This window comes from Bacillus sp. FSL K6-0923, assembly GCF_038630825.1.
GTDB lineage: Bacteria > Bacillota > Bacilli > Bacillales > Bacillaceae > Bacillus > Bacillus pumilus.
In genome coordinates this window covers 414,103-434,939 of record NZ_CP152044.1, presented here as the reverse complement: position 1 = coordinate 434,939, position 20,837 = coordinate 414,103, and the positions used below count along the sequence as shown (strand labels likewise).

Here is a 20,837-nt window from a genome sequence, read left to right as displayed (position 1 = left end):
TCACCTTTATGTCGTGTAGCGATTTTTTGGCTCAGTTAATCCAAGATTTTCTCGCAAGGTTTTTCCTGTGTATTCTGTTTTGAATAAGCCTCTCTCCTGAAGGATTGGGACGACGCGGTCTACGAACATGTCCAGCCCTTCTGGCAATAGCGGAGGCATGACGTTAAAGCCGTCTGCTGCTTCTTCATTGATCCAAGTTTCCATCACATCTGCGAGCTGCTGCGGTGTGCCAATGAAAATATTATGACCACGAGAGCCGGCAACCGATTGATAGAGCTGGCGAATGGTCAGGTTATCCTTTCTCGCCATATTCATCACGAGATCAAAACGGCTTTTTACCGCATTGGACGCGCTTGGATCAATCTCTGGAAGCGGACCATCTAAAGGATACTGAGACAAATCAATCCCACCTAAGTAGTTTTGCAAAATGCTCAGCCCAATCTCAGGAACAATCAGTTCCTGTAATTCTTCATATTTCGCTTTGGCTTCTTCCTCTGTATCAGCAATAATCGGGAAGATCCCCGGCATGATGCTGACGTCCTCTCTAGCACGACCAGCACCCTCTACTTTCTCCTTTAAGCTTTGATAAAATTCCTTCGCTTTTTTGAGATCGTTTTGTGCTGTGAAAATGAGTTCAGCTGTTTTCGCTGCAAGCTTTTGACCATCTTCGGATGATCCTGCTTGAATGATCACTGGCTGCCCTTGAGGCGTGCGTGATACGTTGAGAGGACCTCGTACTGAGAAGAACTCCCCTTTATGCTGGAGCTCATGCAGCTTACTAGATTCGAAGAATTCTCCCGTTTCCTTGTTTCTGACAAGGGCGTCTTCTTCCCAAGAATCCCAAAGACCTTTGACGACTTCAACGAACTCTTCTGCTCGCTCGTATCGTTTATGGTGTGCTAAATGCTCTTCTCCGCTAAAGTTTTTCGCTGTTTCTTCAATAGAAGATGTGACCACATTCCATGCCGCTCTTCCGCCTGATAAATGATCAAGGGAAGCAAACTGTCTTGCAATATGGAAAGGCTCACTGTATGTAGTGGATGCTGTTGCTGCTAAACCAATTGATGAAGTAGACTCAGCAATGGACGAAAGCAGGGTGAGCGGTTCAAATCTCGTGAGTACATTCGGATGAGAGGTTTGGTTAATGGATAAGCTGTCAGCTAAAAAGAGTAAATCCAGCTTTCCTTCCTCTGCTTTTTTCGCTAATTGTTTAAAATAATCCAGGTTCATGGCTGCATCTGATACGGCGTTCGGATGTCTCCAAGAGGCAACATGATGTCCAGTTCCTGCGATGAATACGCCTAGCTTGAGCTTCCTTTTTGGCTGTGACACTTGTTCTTCATCCTTTCTATATCCTGCTGTATCAAACTGAAGTCCTCAGAAGATACATTTTTCTGATTGAATTAATCGGTTTTATCAATAAAAAAGGGCAAATGTTGCGAAAAATGAAAAATAATTATTACTATATGCCCTTTTTACAGGATTGTCAACCGCCTTCTGAACCTCCAAAATTAGGGATTTTACTCATTTATCACGGTGTATCGATTTCAATATTTCCGATGAGCCGGTCTGTAGTATGTGTCACCATTTGACTGCGTTCCAGCATGTTATGGGCGATTACGGAATGAGTGGAGTTTGCGGTGCGGATGGCAATCGCTTTTTGAGGTGATACATTGATGATGTTATTGCGCAGCACACGGGCTGAGGCAGCCTGGTCAATAAAGATCGCTGTCGGTTGTCCGAATGAACGATTTAAATAAAAGCGGTTATCTCCGATTTGTGGTGAACCATTTTTAATATACATCACGACATATAAAGATGATTCTTCAAAGGAATTGTCTTTGATTTCTAATGGCCCCATCGTGCTGCTGTATACGGCGTAGTTTTGGTAGTGCTTAAAGCGATTATGCCAAATGAAAGCCTTTGCATTTCCAGTGACACTGATCGTATACGAAGACCCAAGCTCTGGATGTCCTTCTTGAATAAAGTGATTGCCGTTGATCCCAGCTTCCCCTTCCTGCACCCAGATCCCTCTACTGAAATCTTTGAACTGATTGTGCTGGATCAGGATATTCGTTCCTCTCACCATCGCCCCATCGATCACCGAATAAATGGTATTGTTCGAAAAGACGACGCTATCCGATTGATAGATACGCAGTGCTGCGCTTCTTTGCCCTGTATTCGTCCCCGATTCAATATGATTTCCTTCTATTAGAATACGATTCGCCATATAAACGGACAAAGCCGCATCTTCAAACAGACTGATCTTATTCCCTGTAATGTGAACACTGTCGCCCCTCACATCAATCCCTTTTTCAAATCCTTCAATCATATTGCCAATAATAATCACATTGTTTTCCGTTTGACCAAGAGAGATACCTAAGCTCGTAATTCCTGCTTTTGTGACGCCTCCTCCTACTGCACGGATCAAATTGTTGGCAATGATTGTTTCCGTGGCAAAGCCATAGGAGATGCTGCTATCTGTATGATTGCCTTCGATGATGACACCATAGCCATTGAAGTTATAAATGGAGCTTGCGGCGCCACCTCTCACAATGTTGTTTCGAATTTGAATATTCAGCGGTTCCTCCATATTCACTGCATTTTCCCCGTAGCCTTCAATATCAATGCCCATTCTTGGCTCGACTCCGTTTACTCCTGCTCTCTCCAGCAGACAGTCCTCTACAATGACCCCATCACAGCCTGTGATCGAGATATTGTTTCGTCTTGAATCTGTAATGTGACAACCAGCAATATGGATCGACGAAGCAGGCGAGTACGATTCAGCTTGTGATAATAAACCGTGGGGACTGACAATGATGCCGTCTCCCGTACAATTTTTGATTTGCACACGATTCACATCTACATCAGATGCCCCTTCAATACATATCCCAAAACCCCACTCATGGGTTTTTCGTTCAGGGGGAAGCGATTTATACACATGCTCATGACGATCCCCTTCGATTCGCCCGCCCCGGATGGTGACATGCTGAACCTTTCCTATATAAAAGGCCGCATACCCCCACGAATCATTTGGTTTCACCTTAATGACGGCATCCTGTGCCATCTCAATGGTTATATGACTTGGCACACGTATACCCGCACCCCGGAAAGGAAAAAATTGATCTCCTCTGTACACTGCATCGATGACATACGTGCCGCTCGGCAGCCAGACGTGGGAATACCCCTGTGCTTTCGTCCATTCTAAGCATTCATTGAGCTTCGCTGTACAGTCCGTTTTCCCATCCGCCACTACACCAAAATCTTGTACATTGACAACAGGCTTTTTTAGATCAGATTCATTCAATTCCCCCAACCTAAACCCCTCCTTTTCACACATGTCCTCTTGTCATCCTATGCATGTGTAAAAGGTTTGCTTGTATAATCCTTCAAATTTTAAATAAATTCTTTCGATATAACTTTCTGACCATTCTCACTTGAGAGAATTTTTCATATTTTTGAGACTTTACGCCTATTGAACTAACTTTTTCCTGTTTTAGAATAGTTTTATATTGACACAAGAACTATACAAGAATATCATTTTTCTCATATCTCTTTTTTTAAGAAAGGATCTATGCCATGTCTACAATTGACCACGATAAAATTGTTAAAAGTGTTCCTCAAAAAGGGTTTTTTGGACATCCTAAAGGACTTTACACACTATTTTTCACTGAATTTTGGGAGCGTTTCTCCTATTACGGCATGCGTGCACTGCTTATTTATTATATGTACACAGAGGTGACAAAAGGCGGTCTTGGTTTTGATCAGACGACAGCCAATTCGATCATGTCTGTCTACGGTGCGCTTGTCTATATGTCAGGCATTATTGGAGGATGGCTCGCCGACCGGGTATTCGGTTCGTCTAGTACGGTCTTTTATGGCGGGGTGTTCATTATGCTTGGACATGTCATTTTGGCTTTGCCAAGCGGAGCAACAGCGCTCTTTATTAGTATGGGACTGATTATTATTGGGACAGGTCTTCTGAAGCCGAACGTTTCAAACATTGTGGGCGACCTGTATTCCAAAACAGACCCACGCAGGGATTCTGGCTTTAGTATTTTCTACATGGGGATCAACATGGGCGGTTTTATTGCCCCATTAATTGTCGGAACACTCGGTCAAAAAGTGAACTTCCACCTCGGATTCTCACTTGCTGCCGTTGGGATGCTTATTGGTCTGATTACATTTGTGATCACGAAAAAACCGAACCTTGGTCTTGCCGGTACTTATGTGACAAATCCGTTATCAGCTGCTGAACGCAAGAACTTCAAAATTTTCGGAACATTAATTGCTATTGTACTCGCTGTTTTTGTCGTCATTGGCATTCAAACAGGCGCACTCACAATTAATCTATTCACTTGGTTTGTCAGTGTTCTTGGGGTGCTCATTCCGATTGTCTATTTCATCGTCATGTATTTTAGTAAAAAGACGAGCCCAGTGGAGCAATCCAGGGTCCTCGCTTATATTCCATTGTTCCTTGCTGCCGTGATGTTCTGGGCAATTCAAGAACAAGGCTCAAACATTTTAGCCACATATGCAGATCAACGAACAAACTTGAATTTCCTTGGGATGACACTTGCCTCTTCGTGGTTCCAATCATTGAACCCCATCTTTATTGTGCTATTGTCTCCTGTATTTGCTTGGTTGTGGATCAGACTTGGAAAGAAACAGCCGTCTACCCCGATTAAGTTTTCACTTGGCCTTCTGTTTGCAGGATTATCCTTTATCATCATGATCATTCCTGCCTACATGTCTGGTCCGAATACACTTGTGAGTCCATTATGGCTCGTTCTGAGCTTCTTCCTTGTCGTGATCGGAGAGCTCTGCTTATCACCAGTTGGGCTGTCAGCAACAACAAAGCTTGCACCTGCTGCTTTCTCAGCACAAACAATGAGCCTTTGGTTCCTTTCAAATGCGATGGCACAGGCGATCAACGCGCAAGTGGTCAAACTGTTTGATAAAGTACCAGAAACCGTCTATTTCGGTATCATTGGGTTTCTCGCCATCGTTTTATGCGGTGTAATGCTGCTCTTAACACCAGTGATTAAGAAAGCGATGAAAGGTATTCATTAAATAAAAAAGAAGCCTCCCCATTGGGTTGGCTTCTTTTTTCTAGTTTAAAACCGGATCTCATCATCTCCATGAATTTGCAGCTTAAGCGGTTCACTTTTCGCCTGATGCTTTTTCACATAGCGGTGATAGACAACATACCCAATGATCATGAGAGGGACGCCGACATATAATCCGATGCGCTGCTCTTGATCAAAGGCAAGGCTGACCAAAACAATGGTATTCAGCGTGATCGCAACAATCGGCAGCACCGGATAGAGAGGGGTTTTAAATTTTAAGTTTTCCAGCTTTCCGCCTGCTTGAAGATATCTTCTGCGGAAAAGCATCTGTGATAAGGTAATGGTGATCCAGCCAGTCTGGGCACTCATACCGGCAATGGACACGATCCAAGCAAATACCGTTTTCTCTGCAAAGAACCCGGATAATAGCGAAATTCCTGTAAACAGGAACGTGAGCAGTAAGGCATTCATCGGAATACCGCGCTGATTCACGCGTCTGAATGCTTTTCCTGCCATTCCTTCTTTCGATAAGGAATAAAGCATTCTCGTCGATGCATACAAGCCAGAGTTGGCAACAGATAATAAAGCGATGATAATGACAAAGTTCATGATATCTGCCGCAAAAGGAATGCCCGTTCTCTCAAATACAGTAACAAACGGACTTTGCAGCACACTCGCTTCCTTCCAAGGCACCATACCTGCTAAGACGAAGATAGATAGGACGAAAAAGACGAGTGTACGCCAAACAGTCTGATGAATCGAACGGGGAACGGTTTTTTCAGGATTTTCACTTTCTCCTGCCGCAATCCCGATCAGCTCTGTTCCTTGGAATGAAAAGTTCACAGTGATCATCGTGACCACCACGGCGAGCAATCCATTTGGAAACAGCCCATCACTCACAAAATGACTGAAGTAAGGGGCAGGTTCACCGCTCGTTGTTTCAATAAAACCAAACATCGCCGCGCCGCCTACACCTATAAAGAGTAAAATCGCAATAATTTTAATGGTTGAAAAGAAAAACTCCGACTCCCCGAACGCTTTCGCCGACCGGGCATTTAATAAGAAAAGACACAGTCCAAATATGAGACACCAAATCCACACATCCACTTGAGGAAGCCAGCGCCTCATCAGCTGTCCTGCTGATAAAAATTCTAGGGCGACCGTTGCTGCCCAGCCAAGCCAATAAATCCAGCCAACTGCAAAACCCGCTGCAGGGCTGACAAATTTCGTCGCATACGTATGAAACGACCCGGACACAGGTAGTGCGACCGACAGCTCTCCAAGACACAGCATGGTTAAATACATAATCAATCCGCCCACAATATAAGAAAGAACGGCTCCAACTGGCCCTGCTTGTCCAATCGTATAGCCCGTTCCTAAGAAAAAGCCTGTCCCAATGACACCGCCAAGTGAAATCATAAATAAATGACGGGAGGTCATCGCCCTTTTCAATTGCTCAGGCTGATTTTGTCCAACATCCACAATGATGCCCTCCTTCTTCTAAGATGTTCTTTTATCAAAACATGTCTCCATGTGATTCATTCCATTTTCAAAACAACCTACTAATTATACATCTTTTATAATAAATATGCTTCCTTCTATGGTCACTGTCTCAAAGTCTTTATTTTAGTAATGTTCGCACAAATAAAAGATGAAAGGCTTTGTAGACGTGAGAGGTTTGAAAGAAATGGGCAGCGGGCATAAAGTTGGTGAGATTCGCTCAAGCTAGTTTCAAATGCTTTACTTTTAGGTTGCTTCTCTGTAAGATCATATGTTGTAAATACCAACAAGAAAAGTGGGGAATAAAATGAAAAAAATGTTCTTTGCCATTATGTTAGGCGTTTGTGTTGCATTGATCACTGCATGTGGATCTGGTGCAAGCGACAACGCGAATAAACAAACTGGGTCTAAGGAATCAGGCGACCTTTGGAAATCCATTCAGGATAAAGGTGTTCTGACGATCGGAACAGAGGGTACTTATGCTCCTTTCACATTCCATGACAAAAAGACAGATAAATTAACTGGCTACGATGTAGAAGTCATCACAGAAGTAGCAAAACGTCTTGACTTAAAACCTGAATTCAAAGAAACACAATGGGACAGCATGTTTGCTGGACTGAATTCAAAACGTTTTGACGTGGTAGCGAACCAAGTTGGTAAAACTGGACGTGAAAATCAATACGAGTTCTCTGATAAATACACAACGTCTCAAGCCATTGTTGTGACAAAATCAGATAACAACGACATCAAGAAACTATCTGATGTAAAAGGCAAAAAAGCAGCACAATCATTAACAAGTAACTACAATAAACTAGCAACAGATGCTGGTGCTAAAATTGAAGGCGTTGAAGGTCTTGCACAATCGATTCAATTGATCCAGCAAGGACGTGCTGATCTGACATTCAATGACAAGCTGGCTGTATTGAATTACTTGAAAACAAGCGGGAACAAAAACCTAAAAGTTGCATTTGAAACAGGAGATCCTCAAGAAACTTACTTTGCATTCAGAAAAGGCAGCGGCGAAGTCGTTGACAAAGTGAATGGCGCATTAAAAGAAATGAAAAAAGACGGTACACTTGCTAAGATTTCTAAGAAATGGTTTGGTGAAGATGTTACAAAGTAATACCCTAGGAGTCGTCATTCCTTGGGATCTTCTTCAGCAATCTTTTTGGCCAATGGTGATGCAGGGGATTTATTATACAATCCCCCTCGCCATCATTGCCTTTATTATTGGTATTTTTATCGCGCTTGTGACAGCTCTTGCTAGAATGTCTAAAATCAAAGCCCTCAGATGGATTTTTTCCATCTATGTGTCGGCCGTTCGCGGAACGCCGCTTTTTGTGCAATTGTTTATTATTTTCTATTTCTTTCCGACATTTAATATCACACTGGATCCATATCCAAGTGCCATTATCGCTTTTTCATTAAACGTAGGTGCGTATGCGTCGGAGATTATCCGTGCATCCGTCCTGTCTGTTCCTAAAGGACAATGGGAAGCTGGTTATTCCATCGGGATGACGCATCGTAAAACACTCGTCCGCGTGATTTTACCGCAGGCTGTGCGTGTATCGATTCCTCCGCTATCTAATTCATTCATTAGCTTGGTGAAGGATACATCCCTTGCCTCCCAAATCCTCGTGGCAGAGCTTTTCCGTAAATCTCAGGAAATTGCTGCAGCCAACTTGGATCAGATCTTGTTCATTTATATGGAAGCAGCCCTAATCTATTGGGTATTCTGCTTCATTCTATCGCTCGTTCAGCATCAAATTGAAAAACGACTTGATCGATATGTCGCAAGGTAAGGAGGGAACGACATGCTAACAGTCAAAGGTCTTAAGAAATCCTTTGGGGAAAATGAGATTTTAAAGTCGATTGATTTTTCGATCAACAAAGGACAGGTTGTGGCCATTCTCGGTCCATCTGGTTCAGGAAAAACAACAATGCTTCGCTGTTTAAATGCACTTGAAACACCAAATGGCGGCTCCTTCACCTTCGATGATTTCTCAATTGATTTTTCGAAAAAAAATAAATCAGCTGATCTGCTCAAGCTTCGCCGGAAATCGGGAATGGTGTTTCAGGATTATCACCTGTTTCCACACCGCACAGTGCTTGAAAATGTGATGGAAGGTCCTGTTCAGGTGCAGCGCCGTCCAAAGGAAACGGTTCGAAAAGAAGCCATTCAGCTCTTGCAAAAGGTCGGTCTTGAAGATAAAAAAGACCTGTATCCATTCCAGCTGTCAGGCGGTCAAAAGCAGCGTGTCGGGATTGCCCGTGCACTTGCCATTCAGCCAGAGCTTATGCTTTTTGATGAACCCACCTCTGCGCTTGACCCTGAACTTGTCGGAGAAGTCTTAAAGGTTATGAAGGATCTAGCGAAGGAAGGCTGGACCATGGCGGTTGTCACACATGAAATCAAGTTTGCCCAAGAAGTAGCAGACGAAGTGATTTTTATTGATGGCGGCGTCATCGTCGAACAAGGTCCTCCAGAGGAAATCTTCAAACGACCAAAGGAAGAACGAACAAAACAATTCTTAAACCGGATTTTGAATCCAGTATGATGAAAAAAGGCTGTTCTCACGTGGTGAGAACAGCCTTTTTTTATATTTCCTTTTGCAAGCGAAGCGCCAGTAAATCTTGTAAGAGCAATCTCGCTCCCTCTGGACTGATAACCACTCCGCCCGATAGCACTTTGTTGGAGTTTGTCACTTCCCCTGTGACAATACAGGGTTTGTCCTGCCAATATGGCTTAATGACAATTTGGTCTTCTTCTCGATAAATTTCCATAAAATCGCGCGGATGAATTTTCAACCGTTTTCTTATATCTGTCGGAAGAACAATTCTTCCAAAGTTATCTATATATCTTACATAGTCTTGATTTAACAAATTGACCCCCTCCTGCATCTCTAGATATAGGCAATTCCCTTTTTATCAAGGAATGAAGCGCTCCAATCGGTTAGGGAAAGGATAAGTTGCAGGCTGATCCAGTGATTAAACACGCTTCCCATATATGATATATCTGTTTGGTGCAGGACCAATAAAAGAAAAAGGATAGCATGTTGTGAGGACAAGTTCTTCCTTTTCCTGTTGTAGTGTAATAATACTTTGATCATCTTTTTTTACAATCTTTGTTTTCTCAATTTCATAGGTAAACCGACCGTATGAAAGCTCAATGACGAGTTGATCTCCTTTCACAAGTTCTCCTGTTCGTCTAAACACAGTATCACGATGCCCAGATAAAACAATTTGTCCCTGTTCATTTGGTAAATTGCTCTCGTGATAATGACCAACACCCTTTGCCAAGTCCTCTGCTTCTGTTCCTTCTACAATTGGTAACTCAGCGTTTAACTTTGGAATGTGTAAGAGCCCAATGGTTTCACCAGCCTTCGGCACAAAAGGGGAATCTGTTTCCCCCTTTTGCTGGATGGCTGCTTGTGCAGACTGGAAAGATTGATCTACTTGCCTTTGCCCATCAACGATCCTCATATATCCTATCATCACAAGGCAAATGCCTGCTATGATCAATGTCGCTGAGATGATTTTTTGAACCATGGACGATTATCCGTTTCTTTTTCTTCTTTTCCATACAATAAGGGATGCACCTATTAATACAAGGGCAAATCCTGCTAGTAAAAGGTTGTACATTTCTGTTGCAGTGTTCGGAAGATGATGACCAGGTGTATCCGTTTCTGAATGAGAAGGCTGTTCTGGATTCCCTGGCACCTCTGGCACATGCGGCGGTTCTACCGTTGTTGAATTTTCAGGTTTGTCTGGTTCGTCAACATTCTCGCCCTTCACAACTGCGATATTTTGAATGGTTTTACCTTCAGATCCTTTAGCAACCTTCGCTTCAAAAGTAATCGTATGCCAGTCCGTATCTTTGATATCACCAAATTGACCGGTCACCGTACCTTTTGTGTAGTCTCCGTTGTCATCATCTTTTGCATCTGTCACAGCTTGATCATCTACTTTTAATGATCCTTCGACGTATTCAATACCTTCTGGCAGTTGATCTGCGATGACTAGACCTTTGATGACACTGTCTTCTACACTATTTTTTGTTTTGATGGTGTAAAGGAGAGTGTCGCCTACCTGAACTTGTTTTTCATTTGTATTGCCCTCTGCTTTTTGAGCAATCTCAGATGTTTTTTCTGATTCAAGTTTTGGATCTCTTGGATCAATGTTTGTTTCGGTTGTTGGTTCATCTGGCGGTGTATTATCGCCTGTTACTTTCGCTGTGTTTTGAATACTTTTACCTGATTGGCCTTTAGCGACCTTTGCTTCAAACGTCACGGTATGCCAGTCCGTATCTTTGATATCACCAAATTGACCGGTGACTGTGCCTTTTGTGTAGTCTCCGTTGTCATCATCTTTTGCATCTGTGACGGCTTGTCCATCTACTTTTAGTGAACCTTCGACGTATTCAAGACCTTCTGGCAGTTGATCCGTGATGACTAGACCTTTGATGACACTTTCTTCTACACTATTTTTTGTTTTGATGGTGTAAAGCAGGGTGTCGCCTACTTGTACTTCTTTTTTATCGGTATTGCCTTCTGCTTTTTGAGAGATTTCAGATGTTTTTTCTGATTCAAGCTTTGGATCTCTTGGATCAATGTTCGTTTCGGTTGTCGGCTCATCTGGTGGTGTGTTTTCGCCTGTTACTTTCGCTGTGTTTTGAATACTTTTACCTGATTGGCCTTTAGCGACCTTCGCTTCAAACGTCACGGTATGCCAGTCCGTATCTTTGATATCGCCAAATTGACCGGTCACCGTACCTTTTGTGTAGTCTCCGTTGTCATCATCTTTTGCATCTGTGACGGCTTGTCCATCTACTTTTAGTGAACCTTCGACGTATTCAAGACCTTCTGGCAGTTGATCTGCGATGACTAGACCTTTGATGACACTGTCTTCTACACTATTTTTTGTTTTGATGGTGTAAAGGAGAGTGTCGCCTACCTGAACTTGTTTTTCATTTGTATTGCCCTCTGCTTTTTGAGCAATCTCAGATGTTTTTTCTGATTCAAGTTTTGGATCTCTTGGATCAATGTTTATTTCGGTTGTCGGCTCATCTGGTGGTGTGTTTTCGCCTGTTACTTTCGCTGTGTTTTGAATACTTTTACCTAATTGGCCTTTAGCGACTTTCGCTTCAAACGTCACGGTATGCCAGTCCGTATCTTTGATATCGCCAAATTGACCGGTTACCGTACCTTTTGTGTAGTCTCCGTTGTCATCATCTTTTGCATCTGTGACGGCTTGTCCATCTACTTTTAGTGAACCTTCGACGTATTCAAGACCTTCTGGCAGTTGATCCGTGATGACTAGATCTTTGATGACACTGTCTTCTACACTATTTTTTGCTTTGATGGTGTAAAGAAGGGTATCGCCTACTTGAACTTGTTTTTCATCTTTATTCCCTTCTGCTTTTTGAGAGATTTCAGATATTTTTTCTGATTCAAGCTTTGGATCTCTTGGATCAATGTTTGTTTCGGTTGTCGGCTCATCTGGCGGCGTGTTTTCGCCTGTTACTTTCGCTGTGTTTTGAATACTTTTACCTGATTGGCCTTTAGCGACCTTTGCTTCAAAAGTAATCGTATGCCAGTCCGTATCTTTGATATCGCCAAATTGTCCGGCTACTGTGCCTTCTGTGTAGTCTCCGTTGTCGTCATCTTTTGCATCTGTGACGGCTTGGTCATCTACTTTTAATGAGCCTTCGACATATTCAAGACCTTCTGGCAGTTGATCTGTGATGACTAAGTTTTTGACGATGCTGTCTTCTTCAAGATTCTTTGTTTTGATCGTGTAGAGAAGGGTATCGCCTACCTGTGGTGTCTTTTCATCTGTGTTACCTTCTGCTTTTTTCTGAATGCTCGCTGCCTTTTCTGATGTTAGTTTTGGCTCACGAGGGTAAATTTCTGTTTTTGTTGTTGGCTCATCTGGCGGTGTGTTTTCACCTGTTACTTCGGCTGTGTTTTGAATGTCTTGACCAGCCTGTCCCTTTTCAACAGTGACTTCAAACGTCACTGTATGCCAGTCCGTGTCCTTCACATCACCAAAATAACCTGTGACCTTTCCATCTGTGTAGTCACCGCTATCCTCGTCTTTCACATCTGTGACAGAATCTCCATCAATTTCAAGAGACCCAGTGACATACTTCAGCCCTTTTGGCAATTGATCTGAGATGACTAGATTTTCAATAAGGCTGTCTTCTATCGTGTTTTTTGTTTTAATCGTATAAAGGAGGGTGTCCCCTACTTCTGGATGCTTCTCATCTGTATTGCCTTCTGCTTTTTTCTGTAAGACCGCTGATTTTTCTGATTCAAGCTTCGGATCACGAGGATAAATTTCTATGTTTGTTGTCGGTTCGTCTGGTGGTGTGTTTTCACCTGTGACACTCGCTGTATTTTGAATGTCTTTACCAGACTGTCCTTTTTGGATCGTGACCTCAAACGTCACGGTATGCCAATCGGTATCCTTAATGTCACCGAATTGTCCTGAGACGGTTCTATTTGTGACATCACCTTTGTCTTGATCTTGCTCATCTGTCACCGCTTGTCCGTCTACCTCAAGTGAATTGGGCACATATGCTAATCCTTCTGGCAGTTCATCTGAGATCACTAAGTTTTCAACAAGACTGTCTTCTATCGTATTCTTGGTTTTAATCGTATAAAGAAGTGTGTCACCGACCTCTGGATGCTTCTCATCTGTATTACCATCTGCTTTTTTCTGCAAGACGGCTGATTTTTCAGAAGTCAGTTTCGGGTCACGAGGATAGATTTCTACATTCGTTGTCGGCTCGTCTGGTGGTGTGTTGCCGGTTGTGACACTCGCTGTATTTTGAATGTCTTTGCCTGCCTGACCTTTTTCAACTGTGACTTCAAACGTCACGGTATGCCATTTCGCATCTTTCACTTCACCGAACGTTCCAGTGACAGTTCCGTCTGTCATATCACCGTTATCATCATCTTTTACATCTGTGACTGGATTTCCATCTACCTGAAGTGAATTTGGTACATAAGATAATCCTTGAGGTAACTTGTCAGAAATCACAAGATCTTGAATCACACTATCTTCAACAGCGTTACGGGCTTGAATGGTATACAGTAATGTGTCCCCTACTTCTGGATGCTTCTCATCTGTATTACCATCTGCTTTTTTCTGTAAGACCGCTGATTTTTCTGATTCAAGCTTCGGATCACGAGGATAAATCTCTATGTTTGTTGTTGGATTGTCTGGCGGTGTGTTTTCCCCTTTGACATTCGCTGTATTTTGAATATCTTTACCCGCTTGCCCTTTTGCTACTTTCGCTTCAAATGTCACGGTGTGCCAATCGGTGTCTTTCACATCACCTATTTGACCTGTAACAGTACCGTTTGTAAAATCACCTTTGTCTTGATCCTTTGCATCTGTTACGCTTGTGCCATCTACCTTAAGAGATCCAGAAACATAGGTTAAGCTGCTCGGAAGATTATCTGATATGATCAGATTTTTAAGAATGCCGAATTGCACCGTATTTTTTGCTCTAATTGTATAAAGCAAAGTATCGCCTACTTCTGGATGCTTTTCATCTGTGTTGCCTTCTGCTTTTTTCTGTAAAGCAACAGATTTTTCTGATTCAAGGTTAGGAGGATATGGATCGAATTCAGGCTTCACCCTTGAAGCTAAGTCGTAAGATAATGAATCACCTGCAGTGCCCATATATGTTGTACTTAATGTTTTCGCATCAAGTGTAAAAAGAGTAGAATGACCAATAGAGTTATCTTTTCCTGATTGTAATAGCATTTGTCCATTTGGCAAAAAGCTAATTCCTCGTACTCCTCCCTCAATCGGTTTACCATCTGCATTTGTGATTGGAATCACTCGAATGACTTCAGCTGTTTCAGGATTCATTTGCGCAATGGACCCACTGGTATTAGATGCGAACCAAAGATAGCCATCCTTATCGACTACAAGGTCTCCGCCAATGTCTCCGCTAATGCCAGGGCCAACGTCATAACCAACAATTTTCTTGGCCGTTTTTTGACCAGTTGCTAAGTCGTACGTTGCAAGGTAGGGTTCTCCACCAACCTCATACGAATGAATATATTTACCGTTATAAACAACGGCATTAGGCGCTCTTCCGCCTAAAACACCTACACGCTCTGCTTGTCCAGTGGTCGCATTTATTTTATAAAGAACTGGCTCTCCACTTGCTGTCGTAGTTGCATACACAGTGTTTTCTTGATCATTCACAGCAACACCGTTCATTATAGTCGAATTAGTTCCCTTCACCTCTACACTAGCCTTTACGTTTGTTGGATTTTGCCCATCAAGCTGATAAAGAACTAACTTCCCATTTCCAATCATGTAGGAATCTGTGTTATTGACAACCACCGTCCCAGCGGCTTTCGTAACAGGTGGTGAAACTGTTAATAAATTTCCAGCAACCAGCACCAATATTAGAAATAATTGACTCGTTCTTTTTAATATGTTCATTTTTTGACATCCCCTTTTCCCTGCTCTAAATCATAATGGTATGTACCAGTTCACCTCCCACACTTTGGTAAAGAATATCAGTAAGATTTCAAAAGCCTCAACAGGACTAAATGACTATTTTCGACAAAAATAGACATTTCGAACTATAAACCTCCTAATGATTGACCCGCTTAAGTTTTTCCAATAAAATAACTCTTTTCATCCCAAATTTCCTCATCTATCTATCTTTCTAAACAGGTCTTATGATGTGAATTACATACAATCCTTTCTATTTAAAGATAAATATTCTTCAATTGGGTGATGCTTATTTTTTGTCAGTATATATTGAATTTTTTTCATTTTCTCTTAAAAAAAGGGAATGATTGGCTTGCTTTGTTAAAAAAAACAAGCCAAGAGTCTTGCTGCTTGTCTTGATGCTTTGACCTTTACGATGCGAAAAAATTCTTTTTAAAAGTAAGCGATTACAATTGAGCGAAGCCATTTAAAGGGGCGTGGGAGTATGTTACGATTGAATTCGAGTGTTTAAGAAAGAAGGGAAAGCTTTTGAAGCGGGAACATCTTTTACGTTGGTTTTTTTATTTTGTTGGATTGATCGTACTAGCTTTTGGACTATCGCTGACAGTGAAAGGAAAGATTCTTGGGATTGGTCCTTGGGACGCTTTCCACTACGGACTGTTTCAGCATTTTGGACTCACGATTGGACAGTGGTCCATCATTATTGGTGCACTCATTGTGACACTGACTTCTGTTTTTACGAAATCATTTCCAAAGATCGGCGCATTACTGAACATGGTGCTGATTGGTATGTTTATAGATTTCTTTAATGCGGTATTGCCTGCACCACACGGGTATTTACCCGCTTTATATGTGTTTATTTCGGGCGTTGTGGTTTCAGGTTATGGTGTTGGCATTTATGTCTCAGCGAATCTTGGAGCCGGACCAAGGGATTCATTAATGCTGCTCATCTCAGCGAAAACAGGATTGAACGTGCAGTGGGTGCGAAATGGCATTGAGTTAACCGTGCTTTTATTTGCATGGATGCTCGGCGGACCAATTGGCGTTGGCACGATTCTGACGGCTATTTTCACAGGTCTCGTCCTTCGATTCTCCTTGCCGCAATCGACACGGCTTCTGCAGCTGCTTATTACAAAAACAGCAGAGAAACCTGTTCAGACACTTATCCGATAAGAACAAGCCATTCTACAAAAAGAATGGCTTTTCTTGTGTTAAAATAAATAAACAGAATATTCTATTATTGGAGATGAGACCTCATGCAGCTTTTCCACTATCATTACTGGACACCATTTGTTGAAGAGACCGAGCAGACGTATCGCTTGCTAGGCTTTGAAGTAAAGGCGCGTTTCACAAAGGATGGCTCCTTTCATCCGCCACTCACATGGGATGATTTTAGAGAAGAGCAGCCGACCTTCCGAATCGTCGAAATGAGAAAGGGACAAATCAATATCACTGTCGGTTATAGTAAAAAAGTCCTTTTTGATCATATTGGCTTTCTTGTCTCAGACGAAGAATATGAGAAGCTGCTTTCACAGGCAAAAGAGCTCAACTGGCCGGTCCAAGAAGGAGAACGAAGAACGTTTCTTTCAACACCTCTTCGTTTAAGATTTGAATTACAGCGGCGTACAGATGTCATTGAGACCGGGAACGCTACGCTTCAAGCCATGACAATTGCTGTTCCTGATTTGTCACAGACACTTAAAGTGGATCAGCTGCTTTCTTCTTTGAATCAGCCCATTCACTGGCAAAAAGGAGAACGCCTCTCCTTACTTAACGTGATCATGACTGATTGCGATGGATTAGATGCGAAAGATCCGAATGGGGTTCATATCCTGAAACAGACGTAGAAGGGATTACTGTCTATTAGTGAACAGGATTTCCCTTTTGTACGGTGCTCTCCAATGGTACAATCAATGTAAAAAATTAGAGGTTTGTTATGAAGATATTTGCTATCCAATTACAGCACTTAGATGAAATCAATGAACGACAACAAATAGAGCGTCTGAAACCCTTTGTTTCACCTGAAAAGCGAGCTGCGGCTGAGCGCTTTCGTTTTTTAATCGACGCAAGAAGGACCTTGTTAGGTGAGGTGCTGGTTCGTCAAAGGATCCATGATATGTACGATCTGCCTTTTGATGAGATCGTTTTTGAAACAGAGGGCAATGGCAAGCCTGTCGTGCGGCACATTCCTTCTTTTCATTTTAATCTTTCTCACTCCGGTGATTGGGTCGTATGCGCAATAGACGATGCACCCGTAGGTATTGATATTGAGGAGATCAAACCGATTGATCTAGCGATTGCTAAACGATTTTTTTCAGCAGATGAGTATGAGGATTTACTTTCACAACCGGCAGAATGGCAGGAAGCCTACTTCTTTCATTTATGGTCAATGAAGGAGGCCTTTATCAAGCTGACTGGAAAGGGATTATCCTATGGTCTTTCTTCCTTTACAGCCCGCCTGTCAGAGGATGGACAGGCGACGTTGACATTACCTGATCATGAAGCGCCCTGCTTTGTTCAAACATACTCACTTGATCCTGCCTACCAAATGGCGGTGTGTACAAGAAAGCCTTCTGCGGCTGAACGAGTTGAGATCCTCTCTTGCCGTGATGTGCTGTCTCGTCTTTAATATCGCCCAATTTGCTGAAATGCTGTCTTTAACAAATCGACTCCACGTGTCATTTGTTCTTCTTTTACATGCCAAATGTTCAACTGAAGAATGGGGTCTTTTTGATAGGTCGATAGATAATGGCGGTCGATTGACTGAATGGAAACAGATGCCTTTTTCAGCTGCTGAATGAGCTGGTTCATCGGAATTGACCGATCGAGACGTACATGTGTATGAGTAGCTGGCTCCTCTTCTCCTAGTTGATAAGCGATTTGATCGCTTTTCAGGCATGTCACTAGCTGTTTGGATCGGTTGCGATAGGTTGTCTGCATTCTGTCTCGATGCCGTTCAAACATCCCGCTTTTTAAGTATATTTCTAAGGCTGCCTGTGACAGCATGGAGCTGTCGATGTCAATGAGCCGTTTGTGTTCGCTAAAAGGTCTAATCAGCTCCTCAGGTAAAACGACCGCACCTGTTCGAAGTCCTGGAAAGATGATTTTGGAGAAGCTTTTTAAATAAATGACCTTCCCCGCCTGATCGTATGAATAGATTGGGTCTCTTTTTGCATCGAATTCTAAATCGGCTATATAGTCATCTTCAACGATATAGACGTCATATGTCTCTGCAAGAGCTGCAATCGCTCTTTTCTCCTGTTTTGACAAGCTCGTTCCAAGCGGGTTTTGAAATCTTGGCATCGTATAGAAAAAACGAATCTCCTCTTCTCGAAAGATGCGCTCCAATTCCTGAAGATCAATTCCCTTTTCCGTCCGCTGAATCCCCCGCACAGGCAGTTGATTTTTTTCTAAATATTGAAGGTATAGGTGATAGCCTGGCTGTTCGACTAGTATGGTCTGTTTGCCATTCGGAAAAGGGATGGTGCTTAAAATGGATAACGCCAGCTGAATACCAGAAGTCATGACGATTTGTTCTGGATTTGCAAACACTTGATAATCCATTAATCGCTTAGAAATGACTGGCAGCAGCGATGGTAATCCGTTGGCTGTGCCGTAAATAAACAAGTCATTTTGATACAAATCGATGGCTTGGTTGATGCAGTGCTGGAAATCGACATATGGAAACACGACGGGATCAGGTGCAGATGAAGCAAAATCAATCCATGCGCTATCCTGTTTCCCCGCTGACTGTTTTGTTTTCACGACATAGTATCCGCTTCTTTCTACAGAATACAGCAGATGTTCTCGTTCTAATGTATCTAGTGCTTTAATGACAGTGCTTTTACTCACTGCATATTGTGCCGCCAAATGGCGAATGGAAGGGATCTTCATACCCGCATGATATTCACCAGATGTCATCTTCTCTTTTAAGCTGAGAACAAGCTGATCATATTTCCTCACAACGCTTCCTCCTTGTACCGGTACAGATATCATGTTCTCTTATTGTACACCTTAGATGATCCGATTACGATAGAAGAACAGAACCGGTCAATTCATCTGAAGCATGCATGCTCGTATAAGGAGTCAAATTGTGGACATTTCAAAACAGAAAGCGTATGCTGCCGCGATAGGCTACGCCACGATCATTGGTTTTTCATTTTTGTTTGTCAAAATTGCATTAGAATCAGCAAATCCAATTGATTTATTGGCACACCGCTTTACAATTTCTTTTGCAGCCGCACTATTGCTGTATCCATTTTTACGAAAGAAGATCCTCCTCTCCATTCAATGGCGAGATCTTCTCTACATCGTGCCGTTTTCCTTACTTTATCCTGTGTTGTTTTTTGCTTTTCAAGTATGGGGGCTGATGTATACCTCTTCGTCAGAGGCTGGTATTATTCAGGCAACGATTCCTATTCTAACAATGGTGCTGGCCGCGTGGTTTTTAAAGGAACGCGCAACATGGATCCAAGTACTGTTTACCATTCTTTCGGTGTGCGGAGTGATGCTTCTCTTTGTCATGAAGGGAATTGATGTGAAGCATTCACACATGATCGGCTATATACTGATATTACTTTCAGCCTTATCCTCCAGTGCATACAGTGTATTTGCCCGGGTGATTACACGGCGCTTCCATGTGATTGAACTCACTTTCGTGATGACATTCTTTGGATTTGTCTTCTTTAATGCCGCTGCGCTCATCCGGCATTCAGTAAACGGAACAACGCTGCAATTTTTCAGCCCATTTACACAACCATCCTTTGTATGGTCAATGCTCTTTTTAGGCATTCTTTCTTCACTTCTCACGGCATATTTATCAAACTATGCCCTTTCTCAGCTTGAAGCGGCAAAGGTCAGCATCTTTAACAATTTATCTGCGTTTATTACAGTCGCCGCTGGGGTCCTCATTTTACATGAAACAATCGATTGGTATCATCTCATCGGAGGTGTGCTGGTCATTGGCGGAGTGATTGGCGGGAATGTAGTCAAGAAGCGGAATTCATAAGAAAAAGCGGTCCCTTTAAAGAGGACCGCTTTCTTTTAATGTTTCATTAATTGTTGTTTGCCTGCAAGGTCGATCACATGTCTCATCTGTTCTGCGAAGGGCTCGAGGTGTGTGTTGATATACATGTGCCCTCCTTCGAAATTGATGCGTTCGATGGTTTTTGCCCATGGCAGCCAGCCGTTTGCATCTTGCATGCATTTTTCATCTTGTGTTCCATTGAATAAATAAACAGGTGTTTCGATGATGGATTGATCTTTGTGCTGGAAGGTTTCCAGCGCCTGATAGTCTGCACGTAAGGATGGCGTAAAGTAATCCATCATTGGTTTGTTCTCTAATAATTCCTTTGGTATCCCGCCCATTTCGGCAATATGCTGAACAAATGATTCATTCGATAAATGGGTCAAGATCTGTCGTTTTGTTTGCGGCGGCTGAATGGCCGAGATCACGACTGCTGCAGGATCAATTCCTTCCTTTTCTAACAACTGCGTCAGTCTATACACGACAAGTCCTCCCATGGAATGTCCGAACAGGATAAATGGACGGTTCAGGTTGCCCGAAAGTCCTTCTTTGTACAGCTCAGCCAATCGGTCAATGCTCGTTTCGAGCGGCATGAGATTGGTTCCATGACCTGGTGGTTCTGCTGCTATTACTTCAGCAGTGTCTTTTAGCTGTTCAAAAAGCGGGCGGTACGAAGCGGAATAACCACCTGCAAAAGGAAAACAAATAAGCTGAATAAGGTCTGATTTATTTTCAAAAGTTTTAAATAAATGATTCAT

General features: G+C 42.6%; 16 protein-coding genes and 2 pseudogenes. 8 read left to right on the top strand and 10 right to left on the bottom strand.

Going from position 1 to position 20,837, the window contains the following annotated elements; genetic code table 11:
* Positions 1-6 precede the first annotated feature (6 nt).
* Both MHI16_RS02085 and MHI16_RS02080 read right to left on the bottom strand, forming a co-directional pair.
* Positions 7-1,332: an LLM class flavin-dependent oxidoreductase gene (locus MHI16_RS02085; RefSeq protein ID WP_058015318.1), complete on the bottom strand. Its 1,326-nt coding sequence runs from the start codon at positions 1,330-1,332 to the stop codon at positions 7-9.
* A 199-nt stretch (positions 1,333-1,531) separates the two neighbouring features.
* Entirely contained in the window at positions 1,532-3,316 is a 1,785-nt protein-coding gene (locus MHI16_RS02080; RefSeq protein WP_268467730.1) for a right-handed parallel beta-helix repeat-containing protein, read from the bottom strand.
* A 263-nt stretch (positions 3,317-3,579) separates the two neighbouring features.
* Between MHI16_RS02080 and MHI16_RS02075 the strand changes: the two genes are divergently transcribed.
* Entirely contained in the window at positions 3,580-5,073 is a 1,494-nt protein-coding gene (locus tag MHI16_RS02075; protein ID WP_058015316.1) for a peptide MFS transporter, read from the top strand.
* A gap of 44 nt (positions 5,074-5,117) precedes the next feature.
* On the opposite strand, the gene MHI16_RS02070 is transcribed toward MHI16_RS02075, so the two are convergent.
* Complete coding sequence (locus MHI16_RS02070) at positions 5,118-6,509, bottom strand: amino acid permease (protein ID WP_058015449.1); 1,392 nt, start codon at positions 6,507-6,509, stop codon at positions 5,118-5,120.
* Between the two features lie 367 nt (positions 6,510-6,876).
* On the opposite strand from MHI16_RS02070, the gene tcyA reads away from it, so the two are divergent.
* From tcyA to MHI16_RS02055, 3 genes are read left to right on the top strand one after another with little or no spacing between them, the layout of a single operon-like run.
* Positions 6,877-7,692: a cystine ABC transporter substrate-binding lipoprotein TcyA gene (tcyA, locus tag MHI16_RS02065; RefSeq protein ID WP_061406740.1), complete on the top strand. Its 816-nt coding sequence runs from the start codon at positions 6,877-6,879 to the stop codon at positions 7,690-7,692.
* A complete protein-coding gene (locus MHI16_RS02060) occupies positions 7,679-8,371 on the top strand; it encodes an amino acid ABC transporter permease (RefSeq protein WP_034325166.1) in 693 nt (230 codons plus the stop codon). The genes tcyA and MHI16_RS02060 overlap by 14 nt, the downstream gene beginning before the upstream one ends.
* A 12-nt stretch (positions 8,372-8,383) precedes the next feature.
* Positions 8,384-9,127: an amino acid ABC transporter ATP-binding protein gene (locus tag MHI16_RS02055; protein ID WP_061406737.1), complete on the top strand. Its 744-nt coding sequence runs from the start codon at positions 8,384-8,386 to the stop codon at positions 9,125-9,127.
* A 40-nt stretch (positions 9,128-9,167) separates the two neighbouring features.
* Here MHI16_RS02055 and MHI16_RS02050 read toward each other — a convergent pair whose 3' ends face one another.
* From MHI16_RS02050 to MHI16_RS02030, 5 genes and pseudogenes are all read right to left on the bottom strand, one after another.
* Positions 9,168-9,452, bottom strand: coding sequence for an AbrB/MazE/SpoVT family DNA-binding domain-containing protein (locus MHI16_RS02050; protein ID WP_058015314.1), 285 nt, complete (start codon positions 9,450-9,452; stop codon positions 9,168-9,170).
* A gap of 105 nt (positions 9,453-9,557) precedes the next feature.
* Entirely contained in the window at positions 9,558-10,118 is a 561-nt protein-coding gene (locus MHI16_RS02045) for a class D sortase (RefSeq protein ID WP_058015313.1), read from the bottom strand.
* Positions 10,119-10,124: 6 nt separating this feature from the next.
* Complete coding sequence (locus MHI16_RS02040) at positions 10,125-10,289, bottom strand: LPXTG cell wall anchor domain-containing protein (protein ID WP_341864973.1); 165 nt, start codon at positions 10,287-10,289, stop codon at positions 10,125-10,127.
* A 33-nt stretch (positions 10,290-10,322) separates the two neighbouring features.
* Positions 10,323-11,123, bottom strand: a pseudogene (locus MHI16_RS02035) (isopeptide-forming domain-containing fimbrial protein); the annotation flags it as partial.
* Between the two features lie 72 nt (positions 11,124-11,195).
* Positions 11,196-15,038: pseudogene (locus tag MHI16_RS02030) on the bottom strand (isopeptide-forming domain-containing fimbrial protein); the annotation flags it as partial.
* 543 nt (positions 15,039-15,581) lie between these two features.
* Between MHI16_RS02030 and MHI16_RS02025 the strand changes: the two are divergent.
* The 3 genes from MHI16_RS02025 to MHI16_RS02015 all read left to right on the top strand — a co-directional run bounded on the left by MHI16_RS02025 (position 15,582) and on the right by MHI16_RS02015 (position 17,682).
* Positions 15,582-16,226 carry a YitT family protein gene (locus MHI16_RS02025; RefSeq protein WP_061406735.1) on the top strand — a complete coding sequence of 215 codons (645 nt, stop codon included), beginning with the start codon at positions 15,582-15,584 and terminating at the stop codon, positions 16,224-16,226.
* Positions 16,227-16,309: 83 nt separating this feature from the next.
* On the top strand, positions 16,310-16,900 hold the full coding sequence (locus tag MHI16_RS02020) for a hypothetical protein (RefSeq protein WP_061406733.1): 591 nt from the start codon (positions 16,310-16,312) through the stop codon (positions 16,898-16,900).
* Between the two features lie 89 nt (positions 16,901-16,989).
* Positions 16,990-17,682 (top strand): 4'-phosphopantetheinyl transferase superfamily protein, encoded by a 693-nt coding sequence (locus MHI16_RS02015; RefSeq protein WP_061406731.1) that lies wholly within the window; start codon positions 16,990-16,992, stop codon positions 17,680-17,682.
* On the opposite strand, the gene MHI16_RS02010 is transcribed toward MHI16_RS02015, so the two are convergent.
* On the bottom strand, positions 17,679-19,016 hold the full coding sequence (locus MHI16_RS02010) for a PLP-dependent aminotransferase family protein (protein ID WP_342498052.1): 1,338 nt from the start codon (positions 19,014-19,016) through the stop codon (positions 17,679-17,681). The genes MHI16_RS02015 and MHI16_RS02010 overlap by 4 nt on opposite strands.
* A gap of 130 nt (positions 19,017-19,146) precedes the next feature.
* Here MHI16_RS02010 and MHI16_RS02005 point away from each other — a divergent pair, with 130 nt between their 5' ends.
* A complete protein-coding gene (locus MHI16_RS02005) occupies positions 19,147-20,061 on the top strand; it encodes a DMT family transporter (protein ID WP_342498051.1) in 915 nt (304 codons plus the stop codon).
* Positions 20,062-20,096: 35 nt separating this feature from the next.
* On the opposite strand, the gene MHI16_RS02000 is transcribed toward MHI16_RS02005, so the two are convergent.
* Positions 20,097-20,837 (bottom strand): alpha/beta fold hydrolase, encoded by a 741-nt coding sequence (locus MHI16_RS02000; RefSeq protein ID WP_342498050.1) that lies wholly within the window; start codon positions 20,835-20,837, stop codon positions 20,097-20,099.